The following is a 15703-nucleotide window of genomic DNA, read 5'->3' on the forward strand; positions in this document are numbered from 1 at the left end:
CGTTAAGCCACTTTTTTGGAAGTTAAACCCTGATTTTCCTACGCTCCCCAGCTAATCCCCTTGTCTGTAGGGGAAATTTGGAATAATAATTTGAACAGAAATAAAGCCCTTACCTCAGAGTAAGGGCCTTACCTTATTTATCGTTTATCTAGCTGTTAAAAAGTAACCGTCCAATTCCAAGTTTGAGTTGTTGCACTAAGGTTTTGGATACTGAAAGTATAGTTGCCAGACGATGTCACTGTTTTTTGACATCCTATACTACCTGCACTAGATTTAATAGAACTTAGAACAGTACCACTGCTATTCTTTATTGTATGTTCTCTTAGTTCGTCAATTCCTGTTGATCCTGTGTGTACTGTTGTACCACTAGAAGCATATTTCGTCCATAAAAGTTTCTGACCATTATACAGGGTTGCTGTTCTCGAATCTGTTGTTGCATATGTCCTAAAGCTAGGTATAGAATCCTCAACTAATTTTCCATCAGCAATCTTATACTTATGATCGTCTACAAAAATAGTCAAGTCTTCTTTATTTGCGTCATTTTTATTAACAAGCACTTCTAATTCATATGAATCTGGCACAATACTAGTATCTATGGTTACTAAATCATTTGTAGAATTACTAGATTTAGAAGCTTCAGCATTGGATGTATTAAAAACTAAGGAAATAAGAAATATGGTAAGACCCAATAAATAAAATGGTTTCTTCAAAACAAACACTCCTTCTAATTTAGAATTATTTTTCCGTTCTTCACTCCAACAGGATTTGCCATTGTCCCTAAAATACAAATAGAATAGCTTGAGTCTTCTGGAGATTTATAAGTAACTGTTAATTTATTATCAATAGACTCTGAATAAATCTTTTCTATTTCATATTTTAAATTAGAATCTGGAGAATAATCTTTAATTACTCCTATAGTCATATGATTAAACGGACTATTAGCTTGTAATTGAAACTCAATAGTTACTTTCTGTGACTTTTCTAAATACAGAGGCTCGAATATAATAACTCCAGCATTATCTAATTCTAAATCAGGAAGTTTATATTCACCTTTATCATTGTATTTTAATGGGATAAATTGGGAATACCTAAAAATGTCTAGCTTAAACCTTTCATTATTACTTTCATTTTGTTCTGATTCTTCGGATTTTATGGATTTTTCAGAATTTTTTACAGATGTTTTATTATCATCTGAATGTTCTATGTTATTTGAGGACTCACTAGGTGAATTGTTTATACACCCTGCTAATAAAAAAATACTGAGAAAATAAATAATTACTGTTTTTTTTTCACTGTATGAGCATTCAACCTCTCTAATACTGATTTTTTCATTTTTAAAAACCCCCTTTTTGAAATATAGTAAAATTATAACAATTTTAGGAATTGTAATCAAATTCTAACATAAATATCCATCGGATTAATCAAAATTGCCTTTTTACATCTAAGAAGAAATGGCTTAACGTATATTTCTTTGTTTTGTCGACAGGACCCCGTTAAGAAGAATGGCTATTTTCATGTTGAATTTTGCTTAGCGTACGTTTTCCGCGTTTTGCTGGCTGTACCCCATAATGCTTTTTTCAGTGGATAAATATAGATGTATGAAAAAGGGAAGATGCTATTAGTAGGTGATCCTTTTTTCGTTAAAAGTTTTTTTATGCCCGTAATTTTACTTGTGTAAAATCAAAATTAGTTACTTTTATTATTCAATATATTATTTTATATTTTTCAGTAGCTTCTGTTGATGACAACAATTGTACAGAAAGTCGTCCTTTTCTGAACACACCTAGATTCGAGTTAAAAAGGATGTTTTTTCTTGCTATAGACGTTACCAAACCCTGTTCATTATTCTACGTTCAATAACCTAATAAAACATATCCTATATTACAATGAAATCAAAGGAAAAATAAGAAAAGAGTAATTTTGGTGTTAATTGGATATGCACGTGTGTCAACAGGATTACAAAGTTTGGATTCAACAATTTTTCGTGATGCTTGCCCTAATTGAGTCTCTTCATTATAAAAACAGCTCTTATATATATATACCGTTTGGTTTATGTATAACTTCCACATATATTTCCAATTTGTGTTATAAGACTTCTGGCCCCGATAGTTCCATAAGAAAAAGCGATCCTTCTTAATGAAGAATCGAACCTGTTAGCTTAATAAGGAAAACATTATTTTTTCTGAATATATTTCAAAGCTCAAAACTACGAGTTACTAAAAATCCCTTAGATTCTAATCCAAGGGATTTCCAATACAACACTTATTAGCTTTCCCATTTAGTAAGTGAAGCTTTTTACTTTGCTAATAAACCGTCAATTGTAACAAATTCATAGCCTTCTGCTCTTAATTGGTCAATCATTTGGGGCAGTGCCTTCACTGTTCCTTCTAATTTTGAATTTTGGAAATTGTGCTGCAAGACAATTCCACCGGGTGATTTATCCCTATTCAAAATCGTTATAATTTCCTCTGCGGATGTACCACTCCAATCGAGTGTATCTACTGACCAAAGAATGTTTTTAAATCCTAGTCTTTTAAATACAAGGGCATCTGCAGGTGTAAAGTCGCCATATGGCGGCCTAATTAATGTAGCTTTTACGCCTGTTACTTTTTCGATTATTTCGTTCGTAGACTTAAGTTGCTGAATAACCTGGGATGTATATAGTTTGGAAAGTTCCGGATGATCCCAAGAGTGATTTGCAATGGTATGTCCCTCGTCTACCATTTGTTTTGCCAATTCTGGAAAATAGGAAACTTGCTCCCCAACAACGAAAAATGTTGCAGGAACACCTTTTTCTTTTAATATTTTTAAAATTTGAGGTGTAATAAGTTTGTCAGGACCGTCATCAAAAGTTAATGCAATTTGCTTTTTGGTTGTTTCGGCTTTTTCGTAAGCTATTGTCTTATTCGCTTCTGGTGTGTTTGTCTGAATAAAGGTTCTATAAATCTTTGGATCATAGGTAACGGTCATTCCCAATTTCTGTGCAGTCACTAATAACGGAACATATGGTCGTCCATCAATTGTGGTTGTTGTCGTAGCCAGGTACTCACGAATCCATTTGTTTTTTTCCTTATCGTAATAGTCCATATATTTTTTATCTAATGGTAGGGCAACAATATTATTTCTCTCAATAGCGATAGATTGATATTTTTCATTCCGGTCAACAGTAGCACCTGTATGTTTGAAAAATATATCTGGTACCATCAAACGGTCATTTTGCATATAATAGCTCGTTTTAATAAGCTTTCCATCAACAGAAATAGAAGCGAATGATACTGTTTCGGCTTGTGCTGGCGCTACACCAAAAAGGCCTGATACTATGAAGGAAAAGAGTAGAATTGCTAAAAGTGTTCTTTTTCCCTTCATTTTGTTTAATTTAAGCATGATTATCCCCCTGTTTTTTCTATCTTTATACAGGACTATATTATCAGGAAATTTGTCATTTCTATATAGAATATTAATGGAAATAAAAAAAGGAAACCAGGTTAAAAATGGCTGGATTAAGGTACTTAAAAAACGCTAATAACAACCTGAATAAGTGTAAGCCATAAATTCCTACAATTAGGTTTATATAAACAGATAATATAATTGTCATCTTATTCTGGCTGTTTAACATTAAAGAGTAAAGATCTGACCTTAATAGGGACAAAAACAATAAACCTTTCATTTGAGAGGTTTATTGAAGTAATCTATTTTATGTCTTGAGTATGTGCTGTTTAGACATGATTAAGACTTTTTTTGTTAAATTACGGAAGTGATTGCTATGTAATGTGGAATTATGCTATAAATTTGTAGTGATATTTTTTGACTTTTGACAGGAGGAATACGATGCACCAAGTTCGATTACTCGAAGGTACATTTAAGCCATTTATACATCTTGAAAAGATTAAGCAATCAGAAAAAGTAAAAGGATTACCTTTGAGAATAGCTGCGATAATTGGATTAAGTATATGGATTTCTGCAGTTGGTGCTTTTTTAGGAATAAGTACAGAAGAAATAATGAAAATGATGGATATAATTAGGAGAGATAAACTAGAATTTGCAAAATTATATTTTGGGGTTGGCGAGGTCTTATCAGGATTATTTTTTCCTTTATTTATCATAGTTTTTTTCTCACTTTTTTTCAGGATGTTTTTCAAACAAGTAGGATTCACCAAGCTTATTACTATTCAACTGTTTACAGCATTCGTATTTACAATTGAAAAAATGTTGACTTTTCCGATCTTTTACGTTCTTGGAATAAACTCAGAATCATCTCCATTTGGCTTAGGAGTTCTTATACAGCTCATTTCAGAGCAAACCTTTCTTGTGAATTTTATAAGTCACATAACTATTTTTCAAATATGGGCTGCTTGTTTACAAATAATTGCTTTCCGTAAGATGTCAGATAAAACAATGAAATCGATAATAGGGATTGTTCTCTTTGGTAATATTATCTTCATGTTGATATTAACTACCTCTACTATTTTAATTCAAGACCTAGGAACTTCGTTGTAGGGGGACATGATGAAAAAACAAACGTTTATAAGCCTTGTAATCATGATCATGATTTTAGCACTAGTTATAATAAATGTCGTTATTATATTAAGTACAGACCACATAAATCGTTCTAAAGCTATACTGGAGTATACAATTACTAACAAAGGAACCTTGAGGGAAGTATTACTAACTAAAGGAATTGTTATACCGGCAGCTCATTATTCTATTAAATATGATAAAACTTTAGGTTCGATAAAAGAAATTTCAGTAAAAGAGGGAGACACAGTTTTAGAAGGTGATACTCTAATTGAATACAATACTAGTCATATAAAGAATGAAATTTTATCACTTGATCAGCAACTAGAAAAATTATCAAGACAATTTAGTAAGGCTGAGGCTGATATTTCTACTTTAGAACAACAACTTAATGAGCCTGTTGATGTAGAGGAAAAAAAAGATATTGCTCAAAATAATAAAAATGTAAGCAGTCAAATTGACGAAAAAAAATACCAAATCCAGGAAATTGAAATGCAGATTGACGAGATTAACCAAAAAATCAAGCACTTACAGTTAGATAAAGAAAATTATAAAATCACAAGTAAGATTGCTGGAACAGTTACTAAAGTCAGGCCATTTGCACAAAGTGAAAATGACTTGGTTGTTTCTATTGAATCAAGTCAACCATATCTTATTGAAGGGAAACTTTCTGAAAAAGAAATGGTCAAAGTGCAAGAGGGGCAAAAAGTAATTGCATCCGCATTAGTTTTACCTAATCAGAAAAAAGAGGGTACCGTAAAAGAATTAAAAATGGCCCCGATCGGAAACCCATCTGTTGAAGATAAGGAAAGTTATTATCCATTTGTTTTAGAAATGAATAAAGCCGTACAAAATTGGCATCACGGTTATCATATGAATGTTGAAATCGTTCTTGAAGAGCGAAATGGTATTATTATCATACCTGATTCTACTATTCAGAAAGAGGACGATAAATCCTATGTTTATGTCATTAAAAATGGAAGATTAGAAAAAAGAATCATACAACTAGGAATGAAGTTAAATCACCGGCAAGAGGTTGCGAAAGGTTTAGAACTGGGTGAGAGAATTGTTAGCAAACCATCTAAAGATTTAGATAATAAAATGGAGATTTTCATGCCTATAAACCATTTTTATCTGAAGAAAGAAACAACGAAAGCTTTTACGAAAGATCAAACGATTCGTTTAGTTTTAAAAGGATTGTTTCAGTAAGAGTGTAACAACTCTCTAATACAGATATATTAAACAAATGAAAAGAATCGTTTAAAACTGAACTATATCCCAATATGAATGGTTTTATAAAAAAACTACATGCTGTTAATAAATGACCTCGGTTTCCGAGGTCATTTTCTTAAATTATCGCAATAATGTACTTGCAATTACGTAACCTGTGCTTGAGCTTTCATGCTCTATTAACACTCTACGGCCACATAGGGTATAAAACACTGTAATTTTCCTACGTTAAATAAACAATAATAAAAACATTTTTCTAATTCAGCTTATCGTAAGGTGCGTTCAAAAATGAGGTTCGGTAATATGCTTTTGTTCATGATTTAAGTAGGTTTGGACGGAATAGACCAGAAATGCGCAATGATTGGGAACCAATGATTGTGATATAGTGGTAACTCTTTAAGCTGTCAATATAAGCAAAAATCATTTGTGTTATTCTCCCCCCTTTATATTTAAAATGAGTCGGTAAACTAGCGTTAATTTCTTCAATAATTGTTTTAGCAGTCTTTGATTGTCAAAGAAGTTCTTTTTCTTCACAATTACTGAATTTGCAAATTCATATTCTTTCTCATCAGAGTAAATGCTTTAACCAAGCATTTCATGTTTTTCCTCCTTATCATTTGAACAATAAACATTCACATTTAAAAATACCATTATTTGCTCAATATCTACTTTCTGATAATTGATATATAATTTTCTAGGCTATCCAGATAGTACATAGATTGAGAGAGGAAGAAAAATATTTATGCCAATAGAATTTCGATTGTTTTATCGTTATGTTGTCATGCTATTATCAATTTGTCTTATTGTTAGTTTAATAATGCCAAATTTTGCAGAAGCAACACCAGGTGAGACAAAAAGGGTATCTAAAAAAGAAAAAGTAACAGCAAACATTGGGGAAATCCCAAATAAGCTTCCAAAGGAAAAAGTGGAGTTAACCAGTAAACGTACCCCTTTTTCAAAACGTTACTTAAATCCAGATGGAAGTTTTTCTGAAGAAATCTTCATGGAACAACAATTTTACCAAGATTCATCTGACAAAAAGTGGAAGAAAGTCAATAACAAACTAAAAAAGAGTACTAAAAGAACAGGGAAGTTTGAGAATACCTCAAGTAATGTAAGCACTTTTTTTGCGGAACAATCGGGAAATAACGAACTTGTAACGGTGGATAAAAATGAAAAAAGTGTTAGCTTCGTACCTGTAAAAGCCAATAAGGTAAAGGGAGCTATCAAAGATAACGAAGTCACGTTTAAGGAAATATTACCAGATGTAGATTTCCGTTATAGTGTACATGGCAGCGCTGTTAAAGAGGATATTGTCCTTCATCAATATCAAAACGAAAATACATTCAGTTTTGAGTTGAAGATGAAAGGTGTTACACCTCATAAAGAAAAAAACGGTACGATTATTTTCAAAGATTCAAAGGGAAAAACAATATGGTTCTTTGAAGAACCTTATATGACAGATGCAAAAGGGAAATATTCTGAAAAAGTTTCCTTGGAACTGCGTGCAGAAAAAGGGAAAACGTTTGTTGATGTCATCGCCAACCAAGAATTCTTAAAAGATCCAAAGACAGAATATCCAGTAACGATCGATCCAACCATTAATGATTGGGATGTTATTCGAGATTCATTTATTGCAAGTAGTTTTTCAAGTTCCGCCTATTCAAGCGAAACATTTATGAATACAGGATATCATGGTTATTTTGGCTCGAGTCGTGCACTGATCCAATTTGTTCTACCTAGCCTTCCTAGCGATAGTGTCATTTCAAATGCTACTTTCAATGCATATCAAGCAAAAAGTGATGCATCAACGGCTTCTATAGATTTATTCCGAGTTACAAGTAACTGGTCAGCAACTACAGCAACTTGGAATGCCCAGCCCTCCCTTGGAGGATCTCCAGAGTCTACCACGACAGACAATAAAGTAAATGCTTATTGGCAATGGGATATTACGAAATTGGCTAAGGACTGGTATAACGGAGTCCAGGCGAACTATGGAATGATGTTAAAACAGCAAAACGAAACAACTTCTCCCTATCGCTCATTTAATAGTGTCAATAGTGGAAATAATACACCACGAATTACCGTTAATTATACGGTTGCAGGCATTGGTTTGGAGTCATTTTGGATGACTACGAAAAATGGTGTAAACCCTGCAAATGGAAACCTTGTCTATCAGGATACGGATGTGGAGATTCCGGGACGTGGTCCAGAAGTAAGCCTTGCCCGAACCTTTAACAGCCGAAAATCTTCTTTTAAGGGTCTATTCGGATATGGATGGATAACGAATCTTGAACCGTTCCTCGTTGATTCGGGAAGTGGACCAATCACGTTCATTGATGGTGATAACACCCGTCATATTTTTGGAGAAAAATTGGGAGGCGGATATGAAGCAGCCGGCGGGATTTACCTTGATTTAGTGAAGAATAATGACGAAACGTATACGATTACCGAAACGGACGGAACAAAAACGAATTTTAACAAGAATGGAAAAATCAGCTCGATTGTTGACACAAATGATAACAAAACTACTTTTGTGTATGACACTTCTGGAAAATTAACGAAAATACAGGATGCTTCTGGGCGAGAAACGACTGTTACTCACAATACTAACGGATATGTATCAAGCGTCACCGATCCAGCAAACCATACAACTAGCTATGAATATGATGCCTCTGGTAACCTGACAAAAGTGACAAACCCAGAAGGAAAAGCAACAACCTTCTCGTATGATACAGATCATAACATCACAGGAATCACGGATGCTCGCAACACTAAAACAACCGTCGGTTACGATGCGTCAGACCGTGTTTCTAGTATTAGTCATCCTATTACGATTAACGGTGCTACTGAAACAAGTAAAACGACATATAGCTATGATTCCACAAATCTGGTTACATCGGAAACAGATGGAGAAGGTAAACGCATTGACTATACTACAAATACGAATGGTAATGTCGTGCAAACAACGGAAAATCCACTTGATACGGTAAATAAAGTTGTTACGACGTATAGCTACGACAATAACAACAATCTCACAAAAGTCGTCGATGCCAATACCAACAAAACAAATGGAACAGCAGCATATGTGTACACATATGACGAGAAAGGCAACATTACAGGAGTCCAATTGCCTGAAAACCAAAATTCTACTTTTGAGTATGATAGCCAAAATAACCTGACAAAAGAACAGAATTTCAATCAAAATGTCAGTTCATACGATTACGATGCGGATAACAATCAGACAGAATCGACAGATCCAAATGTACAAACGTCAGCAAGTCGGTATGATTCGAAAGGAAATCTCCTATATGATACCCATCCCATGTCAGCCGTAGATAATATGCTGGCAAATTCAAGCTTTGAGTTTGATCAGAATAGTGACAACTGGCCTGATAACTGGGAACAGCTAAAAGACACCGGCAGCACAGCCAATTTTGCTTGGTCAAGTACGAGTAAGTTTGGTGGAAAAGGTGTCAGCATCGCTAATCCAACAAGTTGGGCAGTGGTTCGTTCAGATAAGTTCGACTATACAACTGGAGAAAAATATATAGCGAGTGCTTATCTAAAAACTAGCAGTACAGTTGGTAATGCCTTATTAAAAATCGAATTTTTCGATGATCAAAATAATTGGTTAGGGCAGGAATTTTCATCTGGATTAAAGGGAACACACGATTGGACTCGCCTTCAGACCGTTATTGATAACGTACCGGCAAACACAAAGAAAATTAGTGTAGCTGTTGGGCTAAATGCGGGATCTGGAACTGCTAATTTTGAAGGGGTACAATTAGAGAAAGGAACAAACCTTTCTGCTTATAACCTTGTTGATAACTCAAGTATTGAAAGATATCAAGATGGAAAACCCACTAACTGGGTTACAAGTAGTAATTTATCTGTAAATGATAAGGTCGTTCAGAACCAGAATTCCGAAGATGACAATGTCTTTATCGGAAAATCATCCTTCCAAATGACAGGAGAAGCTGGAAAAAATAAGTATATCAAGCAGCATATTAATGTATCTGGTGATGCTAATTCAAAATACACGCTTTCAGGATGGTCCAAACAAGTTAGTGCTAATTCCAATGGTGGAGATTATGCAATACAAGTTGCGATTAATTATAAAGATGGAACTACAGATTGGGATTACGGTAACGACTTTGATAAAGCAGCATCAGGGTGGCAACACGTTGCTGCAGAAGTAAAGGCGAAAAAAGAGTTTAATTCTATTGACGTATATTATTATTATTACAACCAATCTGGAACAGCATGGTTTGACGCTATGCGTCTGGAAAATGGGGCGTCTATTAGCTCAAACACATATGATGCTAACGGCAACTATGTAATCAGTGTAAAGGACCAGATTGGGGAAAGTGTTTCATACAGTTATGACACTGTGGGTAATCGAACAAGTATAAAAGATAGCAAGGGACAAACAACATCGTTTGATTACGATTCCCGCAATTTGCTTACTAAAGTTACAGATGCCAACCTTGGTGTAATGTCTTATAGTTATGATGGTAATGGCAACCGAACAGCGGTAAATGATGCTAAAGATAATCTAACGAAGTATGATTATAACGAGTTTAATCTTTTGTCAAAAATAACTAATCCATTAAATCAGGTTACTCAATTTGAGTATGATAGAAACGGTAATCAAACAAAGGTCGTATTGCCGAAAGGTAATACCATTTCCAGTAGCTTTGATGCCCTTAATCGTTTAAACAGCACATATGTAAATGGAGTGAAAAAATGGGATTACGCTTACGATTTGAATCGCAACCTGACTTCAGTCATCGATGCATCTGGTAAACAAACAACATTTTCTTACGATAAAAACAATCTTTTAAAGCAGGAGGTCAAAGGATCTATAAAGACCGATTATGGTTACGATCCAAACGATAACTTGACTTCCGTAAAATTCACGGCCGGAACCACAAGCATTTCAACAGAATTAGCTTATAACAAGCTGGATCAGCTCACTGAATTGGCCCGAAATGGGGTAAATCAGGTGAAACTTGTTTATGATGAGCGCGGAAAAGTGACTTCCATGAAACGGGCAAACAACACCTATACCTCTCAAAACTATGATGATGCGAACCGGTTAATAGAGTCAAAAAACTACAAGAAAGACGGAACCGTTTTGGATTCATACAAGTATAGCTACGATCCAAATGGGAACCACATAAGTATCGTCACAAATAATGGAAATGTTTCATATGAATATGATTCGTTGAACCAGCTAAAAAATGAAATATTAACGGACGGAACAGTGATTTCCTACGAATATGATGCTGTTGGTAACCGTACAAAGAAAACTGTTACAAAAGGCACGACAAAAACAACAACAAGTTATACGTACAATGCTGGAAACGAGTTGACAAACGTTAACGGACAGACATATACGCATGACCAAAACGGAAACATTACCAATAACGGAGATAAAACATACATCTATAATGAGGAAAACCAATTAATTGAAGTAAAAGACAAAACTGGTGCTTCAGTTACGAAAAACAACTATGACCACGAAGGAAATCGTACAAGCATAACCACATCTACTGGAACAACTTACTTCCATTATGATGGAGATAAGGTTATTGCAGAAACCGATACAAATAATAACATTACTGCTGAATATTCTTGGGATACTGAAGGTAACCCCATTACGATGACTAGAAGTGGTAAGGTATACTATTACCATTTAAACGGTCACGGAGATGTCACGGCTTTAACAGATGAGAACGGGAATGTTGTTGCCGAGTATCAATATGATGCCTGGGGAAATGTTATTTCTCAATCGGGTACAATGGCTTCATCAAACCCCTATCGTTATGCTGGATATCGATTTGATGAAGCAACGGGATTATATTATCTATTGTCGCGATACTATGATTCAAACATAGGCCGTTTCTTAACAAGAGACACGTTCCATGGATATGTGAACACTCCATTGAGTTTAAATCAATATGCGTATTCAGAGAATAATCCTGTCATGTTAATTGATCCAGATGGTCATTCTGCTGTAGGGACGATTAAAACTGTTACTGTAAAGGTTTCAGCTGCTTCCTTAAAAAGAAAAATGAAAGCAGCAAAAATTACATCATATTTGGTTAAAGGACCTATAAATGAAATTTTAGGGGGGGCAGTGGGGCATGGTGCCAAAACTAAATTTGGAGCTGGTTTAAGAGGTCTTTCCACATATGCTCTAGTCTCAGTAATAGGTTTAGGAGCTGAAAAACAAATAGAAGAAACTAAAGCGTTCTTAAAAAAAATAAAAGCTAATCATGCAGCAGGTATCGTTATAAAGCAAAAATATAGATATTCTTATATGAATGGGGCAGGTACTGGATGGTACACTTACGGAAAAGCATCCGTAAGCCTTTATTACTAAAAATAGGAAAAGTAAAACTTGAATAATTTGGATTAAGAAAGTTTACTAAAAAAGTATGAACAACAAATATAGAGGATTGATTTATTTTGAAAAATTATATAAAGTCTTTTATTTATGCATTGTTTTGTTCCTTAATAATGACTGGAATAGACATTTTGCTTAATGGATACAAAAACTTTGTGAGTACATTCATCTTCGGATTTATTTGTATGTTTATTGTCATGTTATTTATTGATAGAAGAAAAACTAATAAGTAAAATACAAAAGTTGAACAATAATTGTATTTATGTCACTGCATACAAAAATATTTAGACCTGCATACCTGTATCACATTTTGAAGATTAACTGTGAACTAATTAGGCTAGAAATGAGAGTCCTCATTCCTTAACGGAGTGAGGACTCTGTAGTTTACTTTATGAATTCAATAGAGAGTGATAAACGATTGGGTTCTTCACAATTATATTAACTTAATTTTTGAAGAATTTTTTTCTTTATGCACTTCTTTTGCTTCAACCAATGAGTAATTAAACTAATAATAAATTTAAAAAAAGTACTCCAGTTTATCTTTTAGTCTAATATAATCACTCATACCTACTGTAAATAAGCAATTCAGAAAGTTGTAAACAAGCAGTTAACCCGTTCGTAAAAGTACACTTTTACGAACGGTTCTTTTTTTTATAAAATCAACTCATTTTCACGTTCGTTAAAGTTGAAAAACAATTTATGAACGTTCGTGATTTTGCATACACTTTTACGAACGGTTTTGGTAGAATAATAGGAAAGTAAGTAGAAAAAGGAGTAAAAAGATGGAAGTTCGTAAATTCGGATACATAAGAGTTAGTAGCAAGGATCAAAATGAAGGACGTCAACTTCAGGCCATGAAAGAAAAAGGATTAGATGAACGAGATATCTTCCTAGATAAACAAAGTGGGAAAAACTTTGACCGGGCTCAATATCAATTGTTAAAACGTATGATTCGGAAAGGGGATGTCCTATATATTCATTCACTCGATCGTTTTGGCCGGAACAAGGAAGAAATTCTACAAGAATGGAATGACATCACGAAAAATATCCAAGCAGATATCGTGGTCATGGATATGCCATTGTTGGACACTACTCAATTTAAGGATAGTTTAGGGACCTTCATCGCAGATCTTGTTCTACAAATCCTTTCCTGGATGGCGGAAGAGGAGAGGGACCGTATACGAAAACGGCAGCGTGAAGGAATTAATGTGGCTTTGCAAAATGGTGTGCCCTTCGGACGACCGAAAGCTCAAGTAACCGAAGAGCTTAAAGAAGTGTATGATCGTTGGAAAGCAGGAGAGATAACAGCCGTTAAAGCCATGGCCGAATTAGGTGTAAAAAAGACGACTTTTTATAAGTTGGTTAAGGAATATGAAAGAGACTCTAAAAAAAGCTATATAATAGAAGAAACTCGTCAAAAAAAGTAGCCTTTGCACACTAGCGAAGGCTATTTAAGTGCGCCCTGCATGGGTGCAATCTATAGGATGCAAGTCTCGAATCATGAAGGAAGCTTAACTTGAAGGGTGTCTGGGGTGACCCAGAATCTCAACTGGCTGTCTATCCGCGAATCTTTAATGAGGGGAACCTATGAACCGGCTACCCGTACGTAGGTCTCAAAAGTCTATCTCAAAGATGTGAACATCTACATCACACTTAACTGAACTGTCGTTTACAGCACGGTACAGACGGTGGTGTGAGAGGTCGGGAGTTAATCACTCCCTCCTACTAAAAATATTCAAAAGATGATTCTTTAGTCATGATTTCATGTAACAAATATTAGTACTAATAGGTATTTATGTTAAACTAAAAGAGATTATTTTTGAATAATGCAAATTTTTGACGGTTGAGTCAATCAAAAGCCTCAAAATTTGTTTGCTTAGGAGGTATTTATGGTTGAGGAAATACCTAAGGGTAAATATTATTATTTTGTTAATAAAGAAATAATTATTGTGAACAAAGTAAATCTGTTTAATTTGGCTGTAGTAAGATATGTTGATTCTATTAAGGAATTCGTAGTGGACATTAACTTTATCGACACAAAGCCTTCAAAAGAAACGTTTATATCTGTAATTGATTTAGAAGGAGGAAAAATAGGTGATTCTTGAATTTTTAGACACCTCTTTAGATGGTCCTAGTTGGGAGAAGTTATGCATATCTTGTTACACCATGAAATATCAGACTCAACATTTTACAGAAGTACCGGCTGAGCATAAAGGTGATGGTGGAATCGAGGGATTCACAAAATCAGGAGTTGTAATTCAATGTTATTGTCCTAACGATCCTAATTACTCACGTAATGATCTCTATGAGCATCAAAGAGATAAGGTTACAAATGACATCGGAAAGTTTATTGATAAAAAGAACGCAGCTGTCTTAAAAAGCTTAGGATTACCATGTATAAGTGAATGGCACTTTGTTGTTCCAGAGATTAAAGATAAAAGAATTATTCAACATATAGCTTCTAAAAGAGAAGTGGTAAGACAAACAAGAGAGGAAAATCCTGAATTTTATGACTACATTGCTGATGATTTTGACATAATTATAAAAACAGCTGAAGATTTTAGAGTTGAGCTTACAACAATTTTAAGAAGTAATTTAACTAATACGAAGTTAAGCTTTGCTATTTTACAATCACCACAGGTTGATTGGACAACATGTCCTGCTGATAAGGTGGCGAATGTTACAAGAAAATTAATTGCTATCAATCCTGACTTGACTGAAGATAAAGATGATCTTAACGACCTTTTAGAGATGTATATGTCTGCATATATCTCTGGGATTGCTTTGATAGAGCAATTAGGAGAAGGTTTTCCTGATATAAGGAAGGACATATTAGATTTAGCCGATCAATACAAAAAGCATGTTAAGGCTAAAACACTGTTAAATAGAGATAAATCTTTGAATCATAAGGTCTTTGATGAAATATCATGTGATTTTCAGCAAAAACTAAAAGCAGAGTTTAAACATATAAGTGATGCATCTATTATGAATTTGCAGATGTCTTTAATTGCTGGTTGGCTTTCTGATTGTCCTATGGAATTCAAAGGGGCAGTGAAAAATGGATAATGACAGTTTTATATTAACAGATCAAATAATTTTTGATCCTAAACCTGAAGCTGTTCCATATCAATATAGGTTGAGTTATAAGATAGCTTTAACTTGTTTAATACTTGGAATGGCATGTGGAAAGGGTGGATGTTCATTATCTAAATTACATTTAATAAGTGTATCAATGTATTCAGAGAAAGAAATGAAGAATCTATTAAACTATGTTAACAGAAAGCCTGATACATACTTAGTACTTAGATATGATCCGACTATTAATAAAACGGTTGACTTTATGCTTGTTGAAAATATTTTATTTCAACAAGGTAATGGTTTATTTCGTTTAACGAAAAGTGGGAGGAAGTTTTTAAATAAAATAAAAAAAGATAAAGAACTGTTAAAAAATGAAAAAGATTTTTTAAATCAATTATCTAATGGACTAACAGAGGATTTGATTGAATCGATAAAAAAATCACTGCTGGGGTGAATAAAATGTTA

10 protein-coding genes are annotated in these 15703 nt (G+C 34.1%); 7 read left to right on the plus strand and 3 right to left on the minus strand.

All coding sequences use genetic code 11. The features are described 5' to 3' along the window. Positions 1 to 155 precede the first annotated feature (155 nt). The 3 genes from ACIQYG_RS21815 to ACIQYG_RS21825 form a co-directional block, all read right to left on the minus strand. Positions 156 to 710, minus strand: a complete 555-nt coding sequence (locus ACIQYG_RS21815; protein WP_402842387.1) for a hypothetical protein — start codon at positions 708 to 710, stop codon at positions 156 to 158. A gap of 14 nt (positions 711 to 724) precedes the next feature. Further along, entirely contained in the window at positions 725 to 1393 is a 669-nt protein-coding gene (locus ACIQYG_RS21820) for a hypothetical protein (protein ID WP_402842390.1), read from the minus strand. A 902-nt stretch (positions 1394 to 2295) separates the two neighbouring features. Further along, positions 2296 to 3384: a polysaccharide deacetylase family protein gene (locus ACIQYG_RS21825; protein ID WP_402842392.1), complete on the minus strand. Its 1089-nt coding sequence runs from the start codon at positions 3382 to 3384 to the stop codon at positions 2296 to 2298. 444 nt (positions 3385 to 3828) lie between these two features. Between ACIQYG_RS21825 and ACIQYG_RS21830 the strand changes: the two genes are divergently transcribed. From ACIQYG_RS21830 to ACIQYG_RS21860, 7 genes are all read left to right on the plus strand, one after another. Then, positions 3829 to 4497 carry a hypothetical protein gene (locus ACIQYG_RS21830; protein WP_402842396.1) on the plus strand — a complete coding sequence of 223 codons (669 nt, stop codon included), beginning with the start codon at positions 3829 to 3831 and terminating at the stop codon, positions 4495 to 4497. A gap of 6 nt (positions 4498 to 4503) precedes the next feature. Beyond that, entirely contained in the window at positions 4504 to 5724 is a 1221-nt protein-coding gene (locus ACIQYG_RS21835; protein WP_402842399.1) for an efflux RND transporter periplasmic adaptor subunit, read from the plus strand. A 763-nt stretch (positions 5725 to 6487) separates the two neighbouring features. After that, complete coding sequence (locus ACIQYG_RS21840; RefSeq protein ID WP_402842402.1) at positions 6488 to 12136, plus strand: DNRLRE domain-containing protein; 5649 nt, start codon at positions 6488 to 6490, stop codon at positions 12134 to 12136. Positions 12137 to 12942: 806 nt separating this feature from the next. Beyond that, the gene (locus ACIQYG_RS21845; protein ID WP_402842405.1) at positions 12943 to 13587 is read left to right on the plus strand and encodes a recombinase family protein; all 645 of its coding nucleotides are present in this window, start codon (positions 12943 to 12945) and stop codon (positions 13585 to 13587) included. Positions 13588 to 14049: 462 nt separating this feature from the next. After that, positions 14050 to 14265 carry a hypothetical protein gene (locus ACIQYG_RS21850; protein ID WP_402842408.1) on the plus strand — a complete coding sequence of 72 codons (216 nt, stop codon included), beginning with the start codon at positions 14050 to 14052 and terminating at the stop codon, positions 14263 to 14265. Continuing rightward, the gene (locus ACIQYG_RS21855) at positions 14255 to 15226 is read left to right on the plus strand and encodes a hypothetical protein (protein ID WP_402842410.1); all 972 of its coding nucleotides are present in this window, start codon (positions 14255 to 14257) and stop codon (positions 15224 to 15226) included. The genes ACIQYG_RS21850 and ACIQYG_RS21855 overlap by 11 nt, the downstream gene beginning before the upstream one ends. Continuing rightward, entirely contained in the window at positions 15219 to 15692 is a 474-nt protein-coding gene (locus tag ACIQYG_RS21860) for a hypothetical protein (RefSeq protein WP_402842413.1), read from the plus strand. The genes ACIQYG_RS21855 and ACIQYG_RS21860 overlap by 8 nt, the downstream gene beginning before the upstream one ends. The last annotated feature ends 11 nt before the right edge of the window (positions 15693 to 15703 follow it).

Source organism: Peribacillus sp. NPDC096622 (assembly GCF_044762665.1).
In the GTDB taxonomy this organism is placed as follows: Bacteria; Bacillota; Bacilli; order Bacillales; family DSM-1321; genus Peribacillus; species Peribacillus frigoritolerans_B.

Excerpts from the sequence above, each read along its gene's own strand:
- ACIQYG_RS21825 (WP_402842392.1), bottom strand. The coding sequence starts at position 3,384 with ATGCTTAAATTAAACAAAATGAAGGGAAAAAGAACACTTTTAGCAATT.
- ACIQYG_RS21830 (WP_402842396.1), top strand. The coding sequence starts at position 3,829 with ATGCACCAAGTTCGATTACTCGAAGGTACATTTAAGCCATTTATACAT.
- ACIQYG_RS21835 (WP_402842399.1), top strand. The coding sequence starts at position 4,504 with ATGATGAAAAAACAAACGTTTATAAGCCTTGTAATCATGATCATGATT.
- ACIQYG_RS21840 (WP_402842402.1), top strand. The coding sequence starts at position 6,488 with ATGCCAATAGAATTTCGATTGTTTTATCGTTATGTTGTCATGCTATTA.
- ACIQYG_RS21845 (WP_402842405.1), top strand. The coding sequence starts at position 12,943 with ATGGAAGTTCGTAAATTCGGATACATAAGAGTTAGTAGCAAGGATCAA.
- ACIQYG_RS21850 (WP_402842408.1), top strand. The coding sequence starts at position 14,050 with ATGGTTGAGGAAATACCTAAGGGTAAATATTATTATTTTGTTAATAAA.
- ACIQYG_RS21860 (WP_402842413.1), top strand. The coding sequence starts at position 15,219 with ATGGATAATGACAGTTTTATATTAACAGATCAAATAATTTTTGATCCT.